The sequence below is a fragment of the Dietzia sp. IN118 genome (assembly GCF_032905965.1).
GTDB classification, from domain to species: Bacteria; Actinomycetota; Actinomycetes; order Mycobacteriales; family Mycobacteriaceae; genus Dietzia; species Dietzia kunjamensis.
In genome coordinates, this window is sequence record NZ_JAUMSR010000001.1 from 977403 (window position 1) to 998183 (window position 20781).

Here is a 20781-nt window from a genome sequence, read left to right on the forward strand (position 1 = left end):
GGGATGGAGACCCTCCGGGACGCCGCGATCCTCCTGGCCCGTGTCGGGCTCGGGGTGGTGTTCGCGGCCCACGGGTGGCAGAAGTTCTTCACCCTCGGCCTGAGCCGGGTGGCCGAGCAGTTCTCGAGCTACGGCATCCCGCAGCCGGCCGTCACCGCCGCGATCGTCGCCGGGGTGGAGTTGGTGGCGGGGGCCGCCCTCATCGCCGGGCTCCTCACCCCGCTCGCGGGCATCCTGCTCGGCGTGGACATGGCCGGCGCGTTCTACTTCGTCCACGCCACCAACGGCCCGTTCCTCACGCAGAACGGCTGGGAGCTCGTGGTGGCGCTCGGGGTGGGGGCGCTGCTCGTGGCGGCGGTCGGCGCCGGCCGGTTCAGCATCGACAGGGTGCTGGGCGGCTAGCGCCGACCGGGCGGGAACGGCTGTCGCCGCCCGGGCCTCACCCCGAGGCCATCGCGCGCATCGCGGACACCGGGAGGCCGTCCGGGTACGGGGCGTCGATGCCGGCCTCGTCGAAGGCGTTGCGGATGCGGCGCCGCAGCTCCCGCTCGGTGGCCCACTGGGTGTTGGCCTGCGTCACCGCGGTCATCCGCAGGGACCAGAAGTCCGCGTCCAGCGCGTTCACGCCCTGGAGCTCCGGGCCCGAGATGAGGTTCGACGCGATCGGCTCCTCGGCCGCCGCCTGCCTGGCGGTCTCGATGGCCACGGTGCACGCCCGGTCGACGTCGGCGGTGTAGGACACGGGGATCTCGAGGAACGCGACGCCGAAGTCCTGGCTGTAGTTCCCGACCCGGGCGATGTCGCCGTTTCGGCAGTACCAGAGCGTCCCGTGCAGGTCCCGCAGTGAGGTGACGCGCAGTCCCACGTGCTCGACCGTGCCCTCGGCCTCGCCCAGGTCCACCCAGTCACCGACGCCGTACTGGTCCTCGAAGAGCATGAACAGACCGGAGAGGAAGTCCCGGACGAGGGCCTGGGCGCCGAAGCCCAGCGCGACGCCGACGATCCCGGCGGACGCGATGAAGGGCGCCACGTTGACGCCGACGATGGCCAGGGTCTGCAGCACCACCCACACGAGCACGGCGAACGAGACGATCGACTTGAGCACCGACCCGATGGTGGCCATCCGCTGTGCCCGCCGTTCCGCGCGTCGATGCTCGGTCCGCACGTGCTCCGCGGAGCGTCGTCGACTGTTCTTCTTCAGACTCGCGGCGGTGAGACCGCCACTCTCGTCGGCGGTGACCTCACCGCGGTCGCCGTCGGGGTCGAGTTCGACCGTGTGCGCGCCGGCGCGCCGGTCGGCCCGTTCCTGTCGGCGGCGCCGCCACGAGGACGGGGACGCGTTCTTCGACGGGGCGGTGATCCGGTCGATGCCCCGGTGGAGCACCCACCGCACCAGCAGCGCCAGCACGAGGTACAGGGCGATCATGGCCGGCTTCTCGACCAGCCACTGTTGGGTCACGTCGCTCATCGGGAGATCGGCGAAGGGAAGGGATAGCTCGTTCACTGCCGCGACGGTACTGACCGCACACCGTCGGCGACACCTCGTCCCCGGCCGCGGGGCGCGGGGATCAGGCGGCGCCGAGCCGGTGATAAGCGAGCGCTCAGCGGCCGGGCTCAGTACGGGTCGGGTCCGCGCGTGGTCGACCGCGCTAGCGCCAGGACGGCAGCCAGAGCTGGTGGCTCCACTCGGTCTGGGTGATGGGCATCCCCGAGAGGATGGGCAGCGCATAGATGAAGTTCACCGCGACCAGCGCCAGGTACAGGCTGACGATCGCGCGGCCGATGAGCTGCCGCCGGGGGGAGTCGGTGGCCCTGCCGGCGATCTCGCCCAACACCAGCGCGATGATCATGACGAAGAACGGCGCCATGACCGAGGCGTAGAAGAAATACATCTGGCGGTCGTGCTGGAAGAACCACGGCAGGTAGCCGGCCATGTAGCCCACCAGTGGGAACGCGTAGCGGCCGTCGCGGCAGATGACGGCGCGCCAGAACGCCCACGCCAGGACGGGGATGGCCAGCCACCAGATGGCGGGCGTGCCCAGGAGCATGATCGCGCGCACGCACGAGGTCTCCCCGCAGCCGGCGATGCCCTCGCCCTGCTCGACGTAGTAGAGCATCGGCCGCAGACTCATGGGCCAGGTCCACGGTTTGGACTCCCAGGGGTGTCGGTTCCCGGCGGAGGTGGTCAGCGTGGAGTGGAAGTCCAGGACCGACGACTGGTAGTACAGCCACGACTGCACCGCGTCGGGCAGCCAGTTGTCCTCGACCTCGTCGCCCACGACGTGCCGGTACACGGAGTTCTCGTTCGCGAACCAGGGCAGCCAGGTGAACATGTGCAGGATCGCCGGCCAGAGGACGAGGGTGAGGAAGGCCGGCACCGCGTCGCGTAGCAGTGCGCCCGCGATTGGGCGCTGGACCCCGTAGCGGCTGCGCAGGGCCCAGTCCCACGCCACGGTCATCAGACCGAAGAAGGCGATGAAGTACAGGCCGGACCACTTGACCCCCAGTGCGAGGCCCAGCATGACGCCGGCGGCGAAGCGCCACCAGCGGAATCCCAGTCGCGGTCCCAGGCTCGACAGGTGGAGCCTGCCCTCGAGGGCGGCCCGATGCATGCGGGCGCGCATCCGGTCGCGGTCCACCAGCAGGGCGCCGGCGGCGGCGACGACGAAGAGCACCTGGTAGATGTCCAGCATGCCGATTCGAGAGGTCACGAAGCTGACGCCGTCGAGGCACAGCAGCAGCCCGGCGACGAGGCCGAGCTGGGTGGACCGGGTCAGGCGCCGGGTGATGCGCATGACCATGAGCACCACGAGCACCCCGGCCAGAGCCGCGGTGAACCGCCAGCCCAGGGGCGAGTAGTCGAAGAGCATGCCGCCGATGGACTGGATCTGCTTGGCGACGGGCGGGTGGACGACCAGGCCGTAGGCGGGGTTCTCCTCGATGCCGAGTTGGGCGACGTTGTACGACTGCGGTGCGTAGTGCTTCTCGTCGAAGACCGGGGTGCCCTTGTCCGTGGCCGAGGTCAGGCCCCAGAAGCGGGAGAGGAACGCCAGGACCAGGATGGCGCCGGTGGCGATCAGGTCGCGGGTCGTGTCGACCGGACCGGTGTCGGGGGCGGGCAGCGGGCGTCCTGGTGAGCGCACGCCGATGGTCGAGGTCACAGGCAGAGCATAGTGGGGGCCGAGCGCCGGGCGGGGATGCGCCCGGCCACCGATAGGGTGGTCGTCATGACGTCCGGACGTGTCGTGTTGGCGGCCACCCCCATCGGGAACCCGGCTGACGCCTCGGACCGGCTGCGGCAGGTCCTGGCGACCGCCGACATCGTGGCCGCGGAGGACACCCGCCGGCTGCGTTCCCTCTCGACGGCTCTCGGGGTGACCATCGGGGGCCGGGTGATGAGTTTCTTCGAGCACAACGAGGCCGGTCGCGTGCCCCAGTTGGTCGAGCGGGTCCGCGCCGGGGACGTGGTGGCGGTGGTGACCGACGCCGGGATGCCGGCGGTGTCGGACCCGGGGTACTCGCTGGTCGTGGCGTGCATCGAGGCCGGGCTCCCGGTGACGTGTCTGCCGGGACCGTCGGCGGTCACCACGGCGTTGGTGCTCAGCGGGCTGCCGGTCGACCGCTTCTGCTTCGACGGGTTCCCGCCGCGGCGCCCGGGCCGACGCCGGACGTGGTTGGCCCGGCTGGCGGCGGAGGAGCGCACCTGTGTGTTCTTCGAGTCCCCGCACCGCCTGGCCGACACGCTCGCCGAGGCGGCGCAGGTCCTGGGCGCCGATCGCCGGGCGGCGGTGTGCCGGGAGTTGACCAAGACCTACGAGGAGGTCCTGCGCGGCACCCTGGGTGAGCTGGCCGAGCGGACCGCCGGCGGCGTGCTGGGGGAGATCGTCGTGGTGGTCGAGGGTGCCGACGCCGCCGGGTCGACCGCCACCCTCGAGGACCTCGTGGAGATCGTCGAGGAGCGGGTCGAGGCGGGGGAGCGGCTCAAGGACGCCTGCGCCGCCGTGGCCGAGGGGTCGGCGGTGACCAAGCGGGACCTCTACCAGGCCGTGCTCGACTCACGCGCCTGAGGGGGCGCGGCGGCTCAGAGCCAGGGCGCGGGACCGCCGCCCCAGGTGAACGCCGCCTTGTGCACGCATTCGTCCCATTCGGCGTCCGGGTCGGAGTCGATGGTGATCCCGCCGCCCACCCCGAGTTCGCAGCGGCCGTCCGGCGCCACCTCGAGGGTGCGGATGGCCACCGCCAGGTCGAGGGTGTCGGCGGTCGCGAACCCGTAGGTGCCGCAGTGCAGGCCGCGGGACCGCGGCTCCCAGCCGGCGATGAGTTCCCGGGCACGCTGCTTGGGGGTCCCGGTGACCGAGGCGGGTGGGAAGGTGGCGGCCACGAGGGCGTCGTGGTCCACCGAGGTGCGCGCCGTGACGGTGGAGACCAGATGGTGGACGCCGGGCGCGGGACGGACGGCGAGCAGGTCGGACACCCTCACCGAGCCCACGTCCGCCACTCGTCCGAGGTCGTTGCGCGCGAGGTCGACGATCATGATGTTCTCCGCGACGTCCTTGGCGGAGGCGAGGAGTTCGGCGGGGTCGCGGTCGGCGGGCACCGTGCCCTTGATGGGGCTGGTGCGGACGTCGTCGCCGGTGCGTACGAGGAACTCCTCGGGGGAGAAGGCCAGCACCGCGCCCCACTCGCCCTCGAGGTACGCCGACCGCGCGGCGGGGGCGCGGCGGGCCAGGGAGAGGAAGGTCTCGAGCGGGTCCGCGCGGAGCCTGCCGTCGAGGCGGGTGCTCAGGCAGGTCTGGTAGACCTCGCCGGCGCGGATCGCCTCGAGGCAGTCCACCACGGCACGTCTGTGCGCGCGTCGGTCGGGGGCGGCCCAGGTGAGGGGGATGCCGACCTCGTCGTCGTCGCCACCGTCGTCGCCAACGCCCTCGTCGTCACCGGTGCCCCCGGGTGACGGCGGCCCGTACCGTCGGACCACCTCGTGCGGGTCGGGGGCGGTGCCGTCGCCCCGCCACCGGCCGTCGGGGGCGAGCGTGAGCCTGCCGGTGGCCGTGCCGCGGACCGCCGCGGGCAGGAGGGGGGCGTCGTCCGGTACGTGGTCGGGGAAGGAGCGGAACCCGACGACGACGAGGTGGCCGGCCACCGAGAAGACCTGCTCGGGCCGGGTCGGCCGCAGGTCCACGGACGGGATGATCACCGCCGGGGAGCCGCACCAGTCGCCGAGGAACGCCGCCGGGGGACCGATCCCGAGGGCCCGCGACCGCTCGTGGAGGGCGCGGAGGAGCGCCGGCACGGCGGGGGTGGAATCGGGCACCGTCCGATCGTGCCACCCCGGGGCGTCGAATCCACGCCGGGGACTGATAAGCGTTTTAATATCTTGCGCTCACCTTGGATTGTTGACAGGGTTCGACGTATGCCTAAGTCACGAGAGAAAGCTTTCGACGCGTCGAATGACGGCCCAGAGGACCCTGTGCGCGGGCCCCGTCCGGGCGTCGACTTCACGGTCCTCGTGCCCACCACGATCATCGCTCTCATCGTGGTGATCTGGGGCGCCATGTACACCACTTCGTTCGAGAACGCCGCCGGTGAGGCGTTCTCGTTGGTGGTGGACACGGTGGGATGGCTGTTCATCCTCGTCTCCACCACGGTCGTGGTCTACGCGATCTACCTGGCCCTGTCCCGGTTCGGCGGCGTCCGGCTGGGTGGGGACGACGAGAAGCCGGAATACTCCACCCGGTCGTGGATCGCCATGATGTTCGCCGCGGGTATGGGGATCGGGTTGATGTTCTACGGCGTGTCCGAGCCGCTGACCCACTTCCAGGAGCCGCCGCCGGGGCAGGAGCAGCAGTACGACGTGGCCATGGCCACGACGACGTTCCACTGGACCCTGCACCCGTGGTCGATGTACGCGATCGTCGGGCTCGCGCTCGCCCTGGCCGCCTACCGCTTCAAGCGCGGCCACCTCATCTCCCAGGCGTTCGTTCCGCTCATCGGCGAGAAGCGGGCCGCGGGATGGATCGGCAAGGTCCTCGACATCGCGACCGTCGTCGCGACCATCTTCGGCACCGCGGCCTCGCTCGGCCTGGGTGCGCTGCAGATCCGGGCCGGGCTCAACGAGACCGGCGCGATCAGCGGTGGCGGCATCGCCCTGGTCGTGGGCGTCATCGTGGTCCTGGGCCTGGTGTTCCTCGCCTCGGCCGCCTCCGGGATCAGCCGCGGTATCCAGCTGCTGTCGAACATCAACCTCATCCTGGCGGTGTCGCTCGCGCTGTTCGTGGCGATCTTCTCCGGCGCCCTGTTCTTCATGCTCGACCTCATCCCCACCACGATCGGCACCTACTTCTCCGACTTCTTCGACATGGCCTCGCGTACCGCGGTGAGCGAGAACGGTGAGGCCGCCGAGTGGCTCTCCGGGTGGACGGTCTTCTACTGGGCGTGGTGGATCTCCTGGTCGCCGTTTGTTGGCATGTTCCTGGCCCGTATCAGCCGTGGGCGCACTGTTCGCGAGTTCATCATCGGCGTGGTCCTGATCCCCAGCACCCTGTCGGTGGTCTGGTTCTCCATCTTCGGCGGCTTCGCCCTCTACCTCGAGGAGGCCGGACGCAGCGTCTTCGGCGACGGGTCGCTCGAGCCGCAACTGTTCAACCTGCTCCGCGAGCTGCCGCTCGCGCCCGTACTCATGGTGGTGGCGATGGTCCTCATCGCCATCTTCTTCATTACCTCCGCGGACTCGGCGTCGATCGTCATGGGCGGGATGGCCCAGCACGGCGTGGAGGAGCCGACCCGTTGGCTCGTCATGCTCATGGGGTCGTTCACCGCCGCCGTGGCGATCATCATGCTGGTGGCCGGTGACGGTGGCGGCAACGCCCTGTCGAGCCTGCAGAACATGACGATCATCGCCGCCTCGCCGTTCGTGCTGGTGCTGATCGCGCTGTGCGTGTCCATCCACAAATCGCTCTCGCGGGATCCCGCGGCCGAGGCGGCCTGACGCGACCCCGGGGGCGTGCCGGGCGTGCGGGTGTACGCCCGGCACGGCCCCCGCGGACGTGACCACTAGTCTGTAGCCCATGGCGAAGACAGTCCTGACCGCGGTCGCATGGCCGTACGCGAACGGCCCCCGGCACATCGGACACGTCTCGGGGTTCGGGGTGCCGTCGGACGTCTTCTCGCGCTACCAGCGGATGGCAGGCAACGACGTCCTCATGGTCTCGGGCACGGACGAGCACGGCACGCCGCTGCTCGTGCAGGCCGAGAAGGAGGGCGTGCCGGTCCAGGAGCTAGCGGACCGCTACAACCGGGTGATCGTGGACGACCTCGCCGGCCTGGGGCTGAGCTACGACCTGTTCACCCGCACCACCACGCGGAACCACTACGCGGTGGTGCAGGAACTGTTCCGGGGCCTGCACGCGAACGGCTACATGGTCGCCAAGACCACCACCGGTGCGGTGAGCCCGTCCACCGGGCGGACCCTGCCGGACCGCTACATCGAGGGCACCTGCCCCATCTGTGGTGACGACGGCGCCCGCGGGGACCAGTGCGACAACTGCGGCAACCAGCTCGACCCGGCGGACCTGAAGAACCCGGTCTCCAAGATCAACGGTGAGACGCCGAAGTTCATCGAGACCGAGCACTGGTTCCTCGACCTGCCCGCGCTCGCGGACTCGCTGGGGGACTGGCTCAAGGGGCGGAAGGACTGGCGACCCAACGTCCTCAAGTTCTCGCTCAACCTGCTCGAGGACCTGCGTCCGCGCGCCATGAGCCGCGACATCGACTGGGGGATCCCCATCCCGGTGGAGGGGTGGCAGGATCGCGGCGACAAGAAGCTCTACGTGTGGTTCGACGCCGTGGTCGGCTACCTGTCCGCTTCCATCGAGTGGGCGTGGCGCTCCGGCGAGCCTGAGGCGTGGCGACGGTGGTGGACCGACCCCGAGGCCGTGTCCCACTACTTCATGGGCAAGGACAACATCACCTTCCACTCGCAGATCTGGCCGGCCGAGCTCATCGGCTACGACGGCCGGGGCGCCCACGGCGGCGAGCCGGGGGCGCTGGGCGCACTGAACCTGCCCACCGAGGTGGTCTCGTCCGAGTTCCTCACCATGTCCGGGTCCAAGTTCTCGTCCTCGCGCGGCGTGGTGATCTACGTGCGCGACTTCCTGGCCGAGTTCGGCCCCGATGCGCTGCGCTACTTCATCTCGGTCGCGGGCCCGGAGAACCACGACACCGACTTCACCTGGGACGAGTATGTGCGCCGCACCAACTCCGAGCTGGTCGGCGGCTGGGGCAACCTCGTCAACCGCACCGTGTCGATGGCACACAAGAACTTCGGCGAGATCCCGCGGCCCGGCACCCTGTCCGACCTCGACGCCGAACTGCTGCGCGAGGCGGAGTCGGCCTTCGCCACCGTCGGCGCGCACCTCGAGCGCTCGCGGTTCAAGGCCGGCGCCACCGAGGCCATGCGCATCGTCGGCGCCGCCAACCGCTACATCGCCGCCACCGAGCCGTGGAAGCTGGCCAAGGAGCCCGACCAGCGCGAGCGCCTGGGTACCGTGCTGCACACCGCGCTGCAGGTGGTCTCCGACGCCAACACGCTGCTGACCCCGTACCTGCCGTCGGCCGCGCAGCAGATCCACGGCGCGATCGGCGGGCAGGGCGTGTGGGCCGCCGCCCCGCAGGTGCACGAGGTCACCGACGACATGCCGGTCGAGCTCGTCGGGGTCGGGCTGCCCGACGCTGGCCGCAGCTACCCGGTGATCATGGGTGACTACGCCGCCGAGCAGGCGCGGTGGGCGCGCACCGAGATCACCCCGGGCACCCCGCTGGCCAAGCCCAGCCCGCTGTTCGCCAAGGTCGACCCCGAGTTGGCCGAGACCGGGCCGAGCTGGGCGCCGATCCAGCAGGAGGACTGAGGCGACCGTATGGGTAAGCGCAAGCCCCGCCCCACTCCCGTCCTGCCCGAGTCGCTACCCGGGCTCGTCGACGCACACACGCACCTCTACTCCTGCGGTCACCGCACCGCCGACGAGGTGCGCGCCGCCGCCGACCGCGCCGCACTCGCCGGGGTCGCGGCCCTGGTCACGGTGGGCGACGACCTCGCCGAGTCCGAGGCCGTCGTGGCCGCCGCCGAAGCCGACGAGCGGGTGTACGCAGCCGTGGCCGTGCACCCCACCCGAGCCGCCGAGATCACCGACCCCGAGCGCGGCGAGCAGGTGCGGGCGCGCCTGCGCGAACTCGCCGCCCATCCGCGGGTCGTCGCGGTGGGGGAGACCGGCCTCGACCACTACTGGGTGGGGAAGATGGACGGCTGCGCCGACCCGGCCGAGCAGGAGGAGTCGCTGCGCTGGCACGCCGGGCTCGCCGCCGAGCTGGGCAAATGCCTGATGATCCACAATCGCGAGGCCGATGACGACCTGCTGCGTGTGCTCGCGGAGGTCGCCGGCCCGGGCTCGGGCATCCCGCACGTGATGCTCCACTGCTTCTCCTCGCCGCTGGAGGTCGCCGAGGAGGCCCTGGACCGCGGCTACGTGCTGTCGTTCACCGGCAACGTCACCTTCAAGGCCAACGACCACCTGCGCGAGGCGGCCCGCCTGGCCCCGGCCGGGCAACTGCTCGTGGAGACCGACGCCCCGTACATGGCTCCCGAGCCGTTCCGGGGCGCCCGCAACGAGCCCGGTCTGGTGGGCTACACGGCGCGGGCGATCGCCGAGGTCCGGGGGCAGACGCCCGAGGACCTCGTGGCAGAGGTCGCCGACACCGCCCGCGCCGTGTTCGGCCTGACCGTCTGACGGGCGGGCCCGCCCGGGCCGACGACCGGTGTGGCGCGTGGTACTCGTGAGGGCTGAGTGGCGAATGTAACGAAACGTGACCTGAATACCTCGTCGTCGTCGACTCGTTCCCGCATGTCACGAGGGTCACGTTGCCCCGGCGCTGTCCGCTCGTTACGCTATCGTGATGAAACGCGAACGGCTGTACGGCAGTTCGCGGAGCTACCCGAGGAGAGAACCGACAAGTGGTTGACGACGCACGGACCGACACCCCCACGGGCGCCCGACCCACCGCGACCCGGGGCATGCTCGCCCCCGTCAAGCGACTCCACGAGTCCCGCTCCACCATGCTGCGGCTGTCCGTCGCCGGGATGCTCACCACCCTCGTGGTGGGTGGGGTGGCGGCGCTCGACCAGCGCACGCAGTACACCCTCGAGGTCGACGGCGAGCAGGTCGAACTGGTCACCTTCAGCTCCGACGTGCGCGCCGCGCTCGCCGACGCCGGCTACAGCGTCGACGACCGGGACGTGGTGATCGCGCCCGGCGACAGCATCGACGACGGCGACACCGTCACCCTGCTGCGCGCCCGGCCCGTCACCGTCGAGGTCGACGGTCGCAGCGAGCAGGTCTGGACCACCGCCACCACCGTCGCCGACCTCGTGGCCGAGCGCGACGACGTCCCGCCCCGCAGCTACGTCAGCCCGCGCATCGACGCGGACGTCCCGCTCGACGGCACCACCGTCTCCGTGGTGACCCCGCGCGAGGCGCTGCTGTCCGACCACGGCGGCCCCGCCACCCCGATGGCCTCACCCGGTGAGACGGTCGGGCAGTTCCTCGAGCGCGCCGGCATCACCCTCGGCCCGCTGGACACTGTCACCCCGGCCCCGGACGCCCCCGTCGAGCCCGGCACCGAGGTCACCATCACCCGCGTGGCCGTCGCCGAGGAGACCGCGGTCGAGCAGTTCGAGGCCCCCGAACAGACCACCGAGGACCCCGAGGCCACCGAGGGCGAGCGCACGGTCGTCGATCCCGGTGCCCCCGGCGAGCGCGAGGTCGTCTACACGATCACCCGCGTCAACGGTGTCGAGACCGAGCGCGCCCGCGGCGCGGAGAAGGTCCTCACCGAGGCCCGCCCCGCCGTCGTCCGCGTGGGCACCAAGCCCAGGCCCGCCGCGCCGGCCGTCTCGAACGGCGGCGTGTGGGACTCGATCGCCCAGTGCGAGTCGGGCGGGAACTGGAGCATCAACACCGGCAACGGGTACTCCGGCGGGCTGCAGTTCGCCGCCGGCACCTGGACCGGCCACGGCGGCGGCCAGTACGCGCCCAGCGCGCATCTCGCCACGCGCGAGCAGCAGATCGCGATCGCCGAGAAGGTCCGGGCCTCGCAGGGCTGGGGCGCCTGGCCCGCCTGCACCTCCAAGCTGGGTCTGCGCTGACCGGCCCGGACGCGACCTTCCGCGGGCAGGCCGACCCACTCGGCCCGCAGGAGGTGCGCGCGCTCGCGGAGGAACTGGGCATCAAGCCCACCAAGACCCTCGGACAGAACTTCGTCCACGACGCCAATACGGTCCGCAAGATCGTCACCGCCTCCGGCGTGGGCCGAGACGACACGGTGATCGAGGTCGGGCCGGGCCTCGGGTCGCTGACCCTGCCGCTGCTCGACGCCGCCGGCCACGTGGTGGCCGTGGAGATCGACCCCGTGCTGGCCACGCGCCTGCCCCGGACCGTGGCCGAGCGGGCCCCGCAGCTCGCCGACGCACTGACCGTCGTGGGCGCCGACGCGCTCGCGGTCTCCGGCGCCGACCTGGGCGGCCCGGGGGTCCCGCCGCCGACCGCGCTGGTGGCCAACCTGCCCTACAACGTCTCCGTGCCCGTGCTGCTGCACATGCTCGCCGAGGTGCCGACCCTGCGCACCGCGCTGGTGATGGTGCAGCTCGAGGTGGCCGATCGCCTCGCCGCCGCCCCCGGCTCCCGCGTCTACGGGGTGCCCAGCGTCAAGGCCGGGTTCTTCGGCACCGTCCGCCGCACCGGCACCGTCGGCCGCAACGTCTTCTGGCCCGTCCCCAACGTCGAGTCGGGCCTGGTGCGGATCGACGCCTACCCCGAGGCCCCGTGGGACCTGGGCGAGGCACACCGGAAACGGGTGTTCGCGGTGGCCGACGCCGCGTTCGCCCAGCGTCGCAAGACCCTGCGCGCCGCCCTGTCCGGGTGGGCGGGCTCCGGCGCGAACGCCGAACTCGCGCTGACCGAGGCCGACGTCGACCCCAAGGCCCGCGGTGAACAACTCACCACCGCCGACTTCGTCCGGATCGCCGAGGCGGCGGTGCGGCTCGGGATCGGACCGGCGCACCGGGAGCCGTAGGCTGGTGGTCATGCCCCGCGACGCCTCCACCCCCGCCGGCGCGCGCGCCGTGACGGCCGTCGCCCCCGCCAAGATCAACCTCCACCTCGGCGTCGGTGACGTCCGCGGCGACGGTTACCACGACCTGCTCACCGTGTACCGGGCCGTGGACCTGTGGGAGCGGGTCACCGTGTCGCTGGACGACGCCGACGACGACAGCGAGGTCGTCGTCACCGGGCCCGGGGCCCCGCAGGTGCCGACGGATCGGGCCAATCTCGCCGCCCGGGCCGTCGACCTGCTCCGCGAGGAGGCGGGATCGGACGCCCGGATCGCCATCCGGATCCACAAGGGCGTCCCCGTGGCCGGCGGGATGGCCGGCGGCAGCGCGGACGCCGCCGCCGCGCTCGTGGCCACGGACCGGCTGCTCGGTCTGGGACTCGGCCGGGCGGCGCTGGAGGAGCGGGCCGCGAGGCTGGGCAGCGACGTGCCCTTCTGCATCCGCGGCGGCACGGCGCTGGGTACCGGGCGCGGCGAGAAACTCGCGACGCTGCTGCACGCCCGCGCCGAGCAGCACATCGTGGTGGCCCTGGCCGACGGGGGACTGTCCACCCCGACGGTGTTCGCCGAGCTCGACCGGCTGCGCGCCGAGCGCGACCGGCTGCGCGCGGAGCGCGACCCTGCTGATCCCGGGCGCGACCCGGCTGATCCCGAGCGGGGCCTGCCGCGCGCGGGCGGGGTCGACCCGCTCGTGGCGGCCCTCGCCGGCGACGATCCCGCCGCCGTGGCCGGGCTGCTCGCCAACGACATGGAGGCCGCCGCGCTCTCGCTCATGCCCGCCCTCCGCCGGACCCTGCGCGTCGGCCGGGAGGCCGGGGCCCTGCACGGCATGGTCTCCGGCTCCGGCCCCACCTGCCTGTTCTTCTGCACCGACCGTGACCACGCGATCGCCGTCGCCGCCGAGATCAGCGAGCACGGCGTCGCCCGCGAGGTCCGCGTGACCCGCGGCCCGGTCGGCGGTGCGCACATCGTCGACGACCCCACAGGAAAGTAGAGATGGCCCCCACCAACCTCATCAACCTCGAGCAGTGCTCGGTCTCCTTCGGGATCCGGCAGGTGCTCGACAACGTCTCACTGGGCGTCAATGCCGGCGACCGCATCGGCGTCGTCGGCCTAAACGGGGGCGGCAAGACCACCCTGCTGGAGATCCTCACCGGCGTGGCCGAGCCCGACTCCGGGCGCGTCTCACAGGTCAGCGGTCTGCGGACCGCCGTGGTCACGCAGCGCACCGAGCTCGCCGCCGACACCGTGGGCCAGGCCGTGGTCGGCAGGCTCGGCCTCGCGGTCCACGAGTGGGCCGGTGACGCCCGCGTCCGCGCGGTGCTCGACGGCATCGGCATCCACGACCTGGGACTGGACACGCCCGTCGCGGATCTGTCCGGCGGTGAGCGGCGCCGGGTGTCGCTCGCCGCGGCGCTCGTGCAGGACCTGGACCTGCTCGTGCTGGACGAGCCGACCAACCACCTCGACGTCGAGGGGGTCCAGTGGTTGGCGGACCACCTGGTCGCGCGATCGAGTGCGCTCGTCGTCGTCACCCACGACCGGTGGTTCCTCGACACGATCGCCACCCACACCTGGGAGGTGGTCGACGGCCACGTCGAGCAGTACGAGGGTGGCTACAACGACTGGGTGTTCGCGCGCGCCGAGCGCGACCGCCAAGCCGCGGCCACCGAGTCGCGTCGTCAGAACCTCATGCGCAAGGAACTCGCGTGGCTGCGCCGCGGCGCCCCGGCGCGGACGTCCAAGCCGCGCTATCGCATCGAGGCGGCCGAGGCGCTCATTAAGGACGTGCCGCCGCCCCGCGACTCGCTACAACTGTCGAGCTTCGCCGCGCGGCGCCTCGGTAAGGTCGTGATCGAGCTGGAGGACGCGCGCCTCGATGCCCCCGACGGCCGCACCCTTGTCGACGACCTCACCTGGCGACTCGCCCCAGGTGAGCGCGTGGGCCTGGTCGGCGTCAACGGTTCCGGCAAGACCACGCTCCTGCGCGCGCTCGCCGGTGAGGCCCCCCTCGCCGCTGGCAGCCGCAAGGAGGGCAAGACCATCCGGATCGGGTGGCTACGTCAGGAACTCGACGACCTGCCGCTGGACCAGCGGGTGCTCGAGGCGATCGAGGACGTCGCCGCCCGGGTGGCGTTCGGCAAGGACGAGCTCACCGCCTCCCAGTTGGCCGAGCGGCTGGGCTTCTCGCCGGCCCGTCAGCGCACACCCGTCGGCGACCTGTCCGGCGGCGAGCGACGGCGCCTGCAGCTCACGCGCGTGCTCATGGCCGAGCCCAACGTCCTGCTGCTCGACGAGCCCACCAACGACCTCGACATCGACACGCTGCGCCAACTCGAGGACCTGCTCGACGGCTGGCCCGGCACGATGGTCGTCATCTCGCACGACCGCTACCTCGTCGAGCGCATCTGTGACTCGGTGTGGGCGCTGTTCGGCGACGGCCAGCTCACCAACCTCCCGCGCGGCATCGACGAATACCTCGAGCGCCGTCGCGTCGCCGGGGCGGCTGGCGACTCGGGCAAGGTGTCGCGCTCCACGCCGGGCGCCGCGTCTGCTTCGGCTGGCGGCTCTGGGGCCGGTGCCGCGGGTGGTAGTGCCACGGCTCCCGCCCTCTCCGCCGCCGAGGAGCGGGCACTCACCAAGGAGATGTCGAAGATCGAGCGGCAGATGGGCAAGCTCGACAAGCGCGAGGCCGAGCTCCACAAGGCCATGGCCGATGTCTCGGCAGGGGCGATGGACACCGAGAAGCTGGCCGCCCTGGACCGCGAGCTCAAGGACGTCTCCGCGGAGAAGGACACGCTCGAGGAGCGCTGGATGGAACTGGGCGAGCAAATCGAGGGTTGAGGCGCCCGGCCGGCCGACCTAGGCAGCCGACTGCGACCCCGGTTCGCGCTCTGCAGCGTGGAGTCGCTGTTCCGCCTGAGCGCGCAGGTACCTCCGTTCGGAGGCGCGACGGTGCCGGGTGTGCGGTTGGCGCTGCGATCCGGGTATGCCGTCTCCGGTTCTGCCGGCTTCGGCGGCCTCCTTCTGTAGCCGGGAGCGTTCGGGGTGTCGCGGTGCGCCGAACTCCGCCAATGGGCCGGTGGGGGTGGTGATGACGCGTGTCCCGGGGTCCTTGTCGGGATGGTTCGGACCATGTATCCACACGTAGTCCCCGTCAGTGCTCCGGTAGTAGGCCCAGATGCCATCGGTCTTGAGGCGATGGTGGGTGCGGCAGATGCTGCCGAGGTCGTCGCTGGTGGTGTATCCGCCGCGTTGGGGATCGTCGTGGTCGAAGGGGATGATGTGGTCGAGGTCCGTCTTGTCCGCCGGGGTCTGGCAGCCGGGGAAAACGCAGGTGCCGTCGCGACCCCGACAGAAGCGGGCCAGTGCCTCCGAGGGGTTGTACCGGCGGGAGGCCTCACTGTCCGGGTCCGCGAGCGTGTCGATCGCGTCGAGTCTGCGCCTGGCGAATCGCTGCAGTTCATCGGACGTGAAGCGACTGACGGGGCCGTAACCTGCCACGAACAGGCCCCGGAAGTCCGCGTCCCCGTCGTCGTAGGCGTGGATCACGACCCGGCGGGCCGCGGCCATCGCGTCCGGGTCCGTGGGGTGGTCTCCGTCGGGTGCGGGCAGACAGGTCCAGCCGCGGCTCAGGGCGAGGAGGCCGGCGGCCCTGAGTTGCCCGATCGACCGGGGGTCGTCTGTTGCGGCGGTGCGGACCAGGGCTTCGATCCGCTCGGTGATCTCCAGGCCGTCGACGGCTGAGAGGGTCGCGGTGAGCAGCGCGAGATCGCCGGTGACCGGCGTCATCTTCACGTTCTGCTCTCGCCGAGCCTGTTGTGCGCGGGCGTCCGCTCCCACGGGGTCGCAGCTCGCGACGTGCTTGCTGAGCATCTTGCGCAGTGGCCCGATCCTGGGAGGGTGGGTTCGGCGCCTCGTCGGTGCGAGTCCCTCGCTGATGCGGCGGTCGAGTTCCGGCATGAGACGGTCCTCCACCAGGGCGGTCTCCTCGGCGATGGCGTGGGCCGCGTCGACTCCGATCCACCCAGTCGTCAGCAGTGTCGCGGTGAGAGGCAGCCGCTCGGTCAGTTCTATGGCGGTGGCCACCAGCCGAAATGCCCCGCGGCGGGACAAAGCCATCGAGGCGCTCACCATGGTCGCCGCCGTGTCCAGGGGATCGCGTCGCTGGTCGTTCTGGGTTGACCTGGATACGCAGTCGTACGCAAAGGCCACAGTGCGGCCTTCGGCAGCGTTGATCGCCCGCTGCGCGAGATAGCCGCGTCGCTGTCCGGGGTCCCATCGGCTGAAGGCCTCAGGGACGACGACGTCGGTGGCGGGGGTAGGCACCGTCGTGAATCCCGGCGGGGTCACGAACGGCGAGTGGGCGGTGTCTGTTGGGCTCATGGTTCGACTGTATGTTCGAGGTACGACATGGTCGGGAGAAAAAGCTGGCGCGGTCGTGACCTGCGGTGCCCTGGATGCCCCGTTCAGGGCGCCGCAGGTCAGACGGCACTGCGGTTCAGATGGCACTGCGGTTCAGACGGCACTGCGGTTCAGGCGAAGGCGTTGACGGCAGCAGGCAGCGCGGCGGCGTAGGTGAGGCATGGCGGTACGGCGTGCCACCGCGCCCGGGCGCTCGATGGATACCGGCAGCCCGTGGGCCCGGGCGGCGTCTGCAGCCTCGTGACCTGCGGTGCCCTGGATGCCCCGTCCAGGGCGCCGCAGGTCAGACGGCACCGCGGCTCAGACGGCACCGCGGCTCAGACGGCACCGCAGCTCAGACGGCACCGCGGGTCAGACGGAGGCGTGGACTGCAGCCAGTAGCGCGTCAGGGTCCGTGAGGTCCGGCAGGACGGTGTGGGCGCCGGCGGCGCGGAGGTCGTCGGCGGAAACCCTGCCGGTGGCGACAGCCACGCAGACGGCACCCGCGGCGCGCGCCCCGCGGACATCGTGCACGTGATCGCCCACGACCACCGACCGCCCGGGGGTCACGTCCACACCGCGGGCCCGGGCGGCGGCGAGGGCGTCGCGGACGAGGTGGGCGCGGTCCGCGTGGTGATCACCGAACGCGCCGAGTCCGGGATCGGGCAGCCCGTCGAAGCCACAGAGCCGCAGCTTGAGCAGCGCCGTCCGCCGCATGTTGCCCGTGACGATCCCCTGGTGCAGTCGCGGGTCCGCGGCCAGGGCGGCGACAGCCTCGTGGGCGCCGGGCAGGGGACCGCCACCACCGGCCAGGAGATCCTCCCCGAACGTTTCGCAGCGCCGGGCCACGGCGTCCATGAGGGAAAGGACCACCTCGTCGTCGTCGACACCTATCCCGTTGATCTCGAGCAGATCGGTGAGGATCGCGCGGTCGGTCCGTCCAGCGAAGGACGCGCCCATGACGGGGTCGCGGCCGAGGAGGTCGGCGAGCGCCGGGGTGATCATGCGGGTCCCGAAGCCGGCGGGGTCGAGGAGGGTGAGGTCGAGGTCCCACAGGACGAGTACGTCGCTCACGTCCCGAACGTCTCCAGCAGCGGCGCCAGCCAGGTGGTGAGGAAGGTGCGGAGGTCGTCGTCGGAGCGGGCCTCGGGCGAGTCCAGGCACAGCACCGACCAGCCCACGTGCACGCCCACCTCCGCGACCAGGTCCAGGCGGCCGGCCAGTTGCGGGAACCGCTCGGCGGCGGGGACGAGGAGCGCGACCGCGTACTGGCGGGCCCGTTCGGCGGAGCCGGGGTCGATGATGGGGTTCGAGCCGCCGCCGAGCGTGAGCGCGCGCAGGAGGGGATCGTCGAGGATGCAGTGGCGGCCCACCACCACGATCTCCACGATCAGCTCGAGGGGCGTCGTCGCGGCGTCGAGCACATCGGTGAACGCGCCGGTGAGCATGGTGAGTCGCTCGGAGACGGCCTGCGAGACCAGGTCCTCGCGGCTGCCGAAGATGGAGTAGACGGTCTGGCGGCTGACCTCGGCCTGCTTGGCGACCGCGGCGATCGTGACGCCCCCGAAACCGGCGCGCCCGACGACCGCTCGGGTGGCGTCGAGGATGGAATCGCGGGAGCGCACCACTCCAGTATCCCGGACGCCGCCGGACGCCGTGCCCAAAATACGGCGCCCCTAGAAGACAGCGCCCCTAGAAGACAGTGCCCACGTCCCGCCGCACGATCCTGTCCAGCGCGCGCTCGGCGATCGCGGCGATGGTCAGCGACGGGTTGCACGCGGCGGTCGTGCCGGGGATGAGCGCGCCGTCGACGACGTACAGCCCGCGCTGGCCCAGGACGCGGCCGTCGAGGTCGCAGACTTGTCCCATGACGGCGCCGCCGAGTGGGTGCCAGGTGGAGTTGAGCATGCGGTTGGTGTCCGTGAGGTGGCCGGTCGGGCCGGCGATGGCCCGTGCGGTGCGGTCGACGTGGGTGAGGATGTCGGAGTCGCCGCGATCCCGGCGGCGGCGACGGTGCCGAGGAAGCCCCGGCGGGAGATGTGCCGCATGGGCGTGAAACTAGACAGTGTTGACGAAAACTGTCAATATCGTCGTCCCGGTCGAGGAGGCCGGGTCGGGTCCGTAGGCTCAGGCCATGAGCAGCAAGAAACCCTCCGGCAAGAGCGGCAGCAAGAGCGCGTCCAAGAGCGGTGCCAAGAGCGGTGCGAAGAAGAAGGACCTCCTGCCCAGCGGTCTGGAGAAGCTGCCGAAGAAGGCCTACGAGGCCGAGCTCGAGCGGCTGCAGGCGGAGCTGGTCGAGATGCAGGCCTGGCTCCGGGAGACCGGCAACCGGATGGTGGTGGTCTTCGAGGGGCGCGACGCCGCGGGCAAGGGCTCGGCCATCAAGCGGATCACGCAGTACCTCAACCCGAGGCACGCCCGGATCGTGGCATTGCCCGCCCCGACGGAGGTGCACAAGACGCAGTGGTACTTCCAGCGCTACATCGAGCACCTGCCGGCGGCCGGGGAGATCGTGATCTTCGACCGGTCCTGGTACAACCGGGCCGGGGTGGAGCGGGTGATGGGTTTCTGCACACCCGACGAGTACCGGCGGTTCCTGCACCAGGCTCCGATCTTCGAGCGGCTGCTGGTGGAGGACGGGATCATGCTCCGCAAGTACTGGTTCTCCGTGTCCGACGAGGAGCAGGAGCGCCGGTTCCGGTCGCGCCATGACGACCCGATGCGCCGCTGGAAGCTCTCGCCGATGGACCTGGAGTCCATCACCCGGTGGGAGGACTACAGCCGGGCCAAGGACGAGATGTTCGTCCACACCGACATCCCCGAGGCGCCGTGGTTCACGGTCGAGTCCGAGGACAAGAAGCGCTCGCGGATCAACGTCATCTCGCACCTGCTGTCGACCGTGCCGTGGGAGAAGCTCGACCCGCCGGAGCTGGAGATCCCCGAGCGGCCGAAGGGTGCGGACTCGAGCTACGACCGCCCGCCGCGCGAAGAGTTCAGGTACGTGCCGGACGTGGCCTCGCAGTTGTTGGAGGGCTGAGGCGGCGGGCCCGCATCGGGGGCAGTGAAGTAGGAATTCCTAGTATCCGTGCGACGGTCGGTGGGCGGCCTGACACTATGGGGTCATGAGCGAATTCGTCAGCAGCCGGCGTGATGGCCGGATACAGCACATCGTCCTGGACCGCCCCAAGGCCCTGAACTCGCTGGACCTGTCCATGTGCCGGGCCCTGCACACGGCGCTGGACCAGGCGTCCAAGGACGAGGACGTCGAGGCCGTCGTCACCACCAGCACCTCGGAGAAGGCGTTCTGTGCGGGTGGCGACATCCGCGCGCTGCGCGACGCCGCGGCGGCCGGTGAGCACGAGAGGAACCACGAGTTCTTCTCCGAGGAGTACGCGATGGATCTGGCGTACCACACGCACCGCGTCCCCACGGTCGCCGTGATCCACGGGGTGGCCATGGGCGGAGGCCTGGGAGTCTCGATCAACGGTTCGCACCGCGTGGTGACCAAGAAGGTCATGATGGCCATGCCGGAGACGGCGATCGGCTTCATCCCGGACGTCGGCGCCAGCCACTTCCTTCCGCGCCTGTGCGGCGGCGGCGCACGCGGCCTGGCCGTGGCGATCTACCTGGGCACGACGGGCGTGCGGATGAACTCCGCCGACGCCCTCTTCACCGGCCTGGCCACCCACCTGATCGACGACGACGAGCGCAACGCCTTCGTCGACGCCGTCGCTGCCATCGGCTTGGCCGACGCGCTGAAGAGGTTCGGTCTCGAGCGCGCCGAGGCGGGGGAGTCCGCCGTCGAGGCCCGTATCGAGCGCATCGAGGACGTCTTCTCCCGCGACACCGCGCAGGAGATGATCGCGGCGCTGGAGTCCGGTGAGCAGGACGAGTGGGCCACGTCCACTCTCGAGATGTTGCGGTCGCACTGCCCCACGTCGATCGTCGCCACCATCGAGCTGCTGCGCGCCGGGGCGAAGGCGGAGGACCTGCGGGAGTGCCTGGACAACGAGCTGGCCCTGGGCGCCTGGATCACCGCCCGCCCGGACTTCGTCGAGGGCGTGCGGGCCGTCGTGATCGACAAGGACCGCAACCCCACCTGGGATCCGGCGGATCTCGATTCGGTGGACGTCGACGCCATCCGTTCGGCGCTCGCCGGGAGCTGAGCGGTTTCTCCGCGGACTGATCGGGATACGCTGAGCGGCGTCCGGCGCACGGGGC

At 71.3% G+C, this 20781-nt stretch carries 17 protein-coding genes and 2 pseudogenes; 11 read left to right on the forward strand and 8 right to left on the reverse strand.

Annotated features, from left to right (window positions below; all coding sequences use genetic code 11):
* The first annotated feature begins 3 nt into the window (after positions 1-3).
* Positions 4-402 carry a DoxX family protein gene (locus Q2K20_RS04830; RefSeq protein ID WP_317176702.1) on the forward strand — a complete coding sequence of 133 codons (399 nt, stop codon included), beginning with the start codon at positions 4-6 and terminating at the stop codon, positions 400-402.
* 37 nt (positions 403-439) lie between these two features.
* Here Q2K20_RS04830 and Q2K20_RS04835 read toward each other — a convergent pair whose 3' ends face one another.
* Together Q2K20_RS04835 and Q2K20_RS04840 are read right to left on the reverse strand one after the other, a co-directional pair.
* Positions 440-1468 carry a mechanosensitive ion channel family protein gene (locus tag Q2K20_RS04835; RefSeq protein WP_069390418.1) on the reverse strand — a complete coding sequence of 343 codons (1029 nt, stop codon included), beginning with the start codon at positions 1466-1468 and terminating at the stop codon, positions 440-442.
* 181 nt (positions 1469-1649) lie between these two features.
* Positions 1650-3161 (reverse strand): dolichyl-phosphate-mannose--protein mannosyltransferase, encoded by a 1512-nt coding sequence (locus Q2K20_RS04840; RefSeq protein WP_067713301.1) that lies wholly within the window; start codon positions 3159-3161, stop codon positions 1650-1652.
* 66 nt (positions 3162-3227) lie between these two features.
* Between Q2K20_RS04840 and rsmI the strand changes: the two genes are divergently transcribed.
* Entirely contained in the window at positions 3228-4067 is an 840-nt protein-coding gene (gene rsmI / locus Q2K20_RS04845) for a 16S rRNA (cytidine(1402)-2'-O)-methyltransferase (RefSeq protein WP_256820573.1), read from the forward strand.
* Between the two features lie 14 nt (positions 4068-4081).
* On the opposite strand, the gene Q2K20_RS04850 is transcribed toward rsmI, so the two are convergent.
* Positions 4082-5311 (reverse strand): aminodeoxychorismate synthase component I, encoded by a 1230-nt coding sequence (locus Q2K20_RS04850; protein ID WP_317176703.1) that lies wholly within the window; start codon positions 5309-5311, stop codon positions 4082-4084.
* A 99-nt stretch (positions 5312-5410) separates the two neighbouring features.
* Here Q2K20_RS04850 and Q2K20_RS04855 point away from each other — a divergent pair, with 99 nt between their 5' ends.
* From Q2K20_RS04855 to Q2K20_RS04885, 7 genes are all read left to right on the forward strand, one after another.
* On the forward strand, positions 5411-6985 hold the full coding sequence (locus Q2K20_RS04855; protein ID WP_069390416.1) for a BCCT family transporter: 1575 nt from the start codon (positions 5411-5413) through the stop codon (positions 6983-6985).
* A 79-nt stretch (positions 6986-7064) separates the two neighbouring features.
* Complete coding sequence (gene metG / locus Q2K20_RS04860) at positions 7065-8903, forward strand: methionine--tRNA ligase (protein WP_067713310.1); 1839 nt, start codon at positions 7065-7067, stop codon at positions 8901-8903.
* Between the two features lie 9 nt (positions 8904-8912).
* Positions 8913-9779: a TatD family hydrolase gene (locus tag Q2K20_RS04865; protein ID WP_119192018.1), complete on the forward strand. Its 867-nt coding sequence runs from the start codon at positions 8913-8915 to the stop codon at positions 9777-9779.
* A gap of 224 nt (positions 9780-10003) precedes the next feature.
* A complete protein-coding gene (locus tag Q2K20_RS04870; RefSeq protein WP_269505135.1) occupies positions 10004-11194 on the forward strand; it encodes a resuscitation-promoting factor in 1191 nt (396 codons plus the stop codon).
* Positions 11191-12120 carry a 16S rRNA (adenine(1518)-N(6)/adenine(1519)-N(6))-dimethyltransferase RsmA gene (gene rsmA, locus Q2K20_RS04875; RefSeq protein WP_067713441.1) on the forward strand — a complete coding sequence of 310 codons (930 nt, stop codon included), beginning with the start codon at positions 11191-11193 and terminating at the stop codon, positions 12118-12120. Before Q2K20_RS04870 ends, rsmA begins: the two co-directional genes overlap by 4 nt.
* 10 nt (positions 12121-12130) lie before the next feature.
* Complete coding sequence (locus tag Q2K20_RS04880; RefSeq protein ID WP_067713443.1) at positions 12131-13150, forward strand: 4-(cytidine 5'-diphospho)-2-C-methyl-D-erythritol kinase; 1020 nt, start codon at positions 12131-12133, stop codon at positions 13148-13150.
* Positions 13151-13152: 2 nt separating this feature from the next.
* Positions 13153-15000, forward strand: coding sequence for an ABC-F family ATP-binding cassette domain-containing protein (locus Q2K20_RS04885; RefSeq protein ID WP_067713316.1), 1848 nt, complete (start codon positions 13153-13155; stop codon positions 14998-15000).
* Between the two features lie 18 nt (positions 15001-15018).
* Here the strand turns inward: Q2K20_RS04885 and Q2K20_RS04890 are convergent, their stop codons facing one another.
* The 5 genes and pseudogenes from Q2K20_RS04890 to Q2K20_RS18185 all read right to left on the reverse strand — a co-directional run.
* Positions 15019-16542 (reverse strand): HNH endonuclease signature motif containing protein, encoded by a 1524-nt coding sequence (locus Q2K20_RS04890; RefSeq protein WP_067713318.1) that lies wholly within the window; start codon positions 16540-16542, stop codon positions 15019-15021.
* Positions 16543-16932: 390 nt separating this feature from the next.
* The gene (locus Q2K20_RS04895) at positions 16933-17634 is read right to left on the reverse strand and encodes an HAD hydrolase-like protein (protein ID WP_069390337.1); all 702 of its coding nucleotides are present in this window, start codon (positions 17632-17634) and stop codon (positions 16933-16935) included.
* Positions 17631-18185 carry a TetR/AcrR family transcriptional regulator gene (locus tag Q2K20_RS04900; RefSeq protein ID WP_269505140.1) on the reverse strand — a complete coding sequence of 185 codons (555 nt, stop codon included), beginning with the start codon at positions 18183-18185 and terminating at the stop codon, positions 17631-17633. Before Q2K20_RS04900 ends, Q2K20_RS04895 begins: the two co-directional genes overlap by 4 nt.
* Positions 18186-18252: 67 nt before the next feature.
* A pseudogene (locus Q2K20_RS04905) lies at positions 18253-18552 on the reverse strand (GMC oxidoreductase); the annotation flags it as partial.
* Positions 18553-18560: 8 nt separating this feature from the next.
* A pseudogene (locus Q2K20_RS18185) lies at positions 18561-18608 on the reverse strand (twin-arginine translocation signal domain-containing protein); the annotation flags it as partial.
* A gap of 86 nt (positions 18609-18694) precedes the next feature.
* Here Q2K20_RS18185 and ppk2 point away from each other — a divergent pair.
* Complete coding sequence (ppk2, locus tag Q2K20_RS04910) at positions 18695-19597, forward strand: polyphosphate kinase 2 (protein WP_235027705.1); 903 nt, start codon at positions 18695-18697, stop codon at positions 19595-19597.
* An 85-nt stretch (positions 19598-19682) separates the two neighbouring features.
* A complete protein-coding gene (locus tag Q2K20_RS04915; RefSeq protein WP_069390334.1) occupies positions 19683-20726 on the forward strand; it encodes an enoyl-CoA hydratase/isomerase family protein in 1044 nt (347 codons plus the stop codon).
* The last annotated feature ends 55 nt before the right edge of the window (positions 20727-20781 follow it).

What these genes read in the sequence shown, in the direction of transcription:
- Q2K20_RS04915 (WP_069390334.1), top strand. Translation starts at nt 19,683, where the DNA reads ATGAGCGAATTCGTCAGCAGCCGGCGTGATGGCCGGATACAGCACATC.
- Q2K20_RS04865 (WP_119192018.1), top strand. Translation starts at nt 8,913, where the DNA reads ATGGGTAAGCGCAAGCCCCGCCCCACTCCCGTCCTGCCCGAGTCGCTA.
- metG (WP_067713310.1), top strand. Translation starts at nt 7,065, where the DNA reads ATGGCGAAGACAGTCCTGACCGCGGTCGCATGGCCGTACGCGAACGGC.
- Q2K20_RS04880 (WP_067713443.1), top strand. Translation starts at nt 12,131, where the DNA reads ATGCCCCGCGACGCCTCCACCCCCGCCGGCGCGCGCGCCGTGACGGCC.
- Q2K20_RS04890 (WP_067713318.1), bottom strand. Translation starts at nt 16,542, where the DNA reads ATGAGCCCAACAGACACCGCCCACTCGCCGTTCGTGACCCCGCCGGGA.
- rsmI (WP_256820573.1), top strand. Translation starts at nt 3,228, where the DNA reads ATGACGTCCGGACGTGTCGTGTTGGCGGCCACCCCCATCGGGAACCCG.
- Q2K20_RS04835 (WP_069390418.1), bottom strand. Translation starts at nt 1,468, where the DNA reads ATGAGCGACGTGACCCAACAGTGGCTGGTCGAGAAGCCGGCCATGATC.
- Q2K20_RS04855 (WP_069390416.1), top strand. Translation starts at nt 5,411, where the DNA reads ATGCCTAAGTCACGAGAGAAAGCTTTCGACGCGTCGAATGACGGCCCA.
- Q2K20_RS04885 (WP_067713316.1), top strand. Translation starts at nt 13,153, where the DNA reads ATGGCCCCCACCAACCTCATCAACCTCGAGCAGTGCTCGGTCTCCTTC.
- ppk2 (WP_235027705.1), top strand. Translation starts at nt 18,695, where the DNA reads ATGAGCAGCAAGAAACCCTCCGGCAAGAGCGGCAGCAAGAGCGCGTCC.
- Q2K20_RS04830 (WP_317176702.1), top strand. Translation starts at nt 4, where the DNA reads ATGGAGACCCTCCGGGACGCCGCGATCCTCCTGGCCCGTGTCGGGCTC.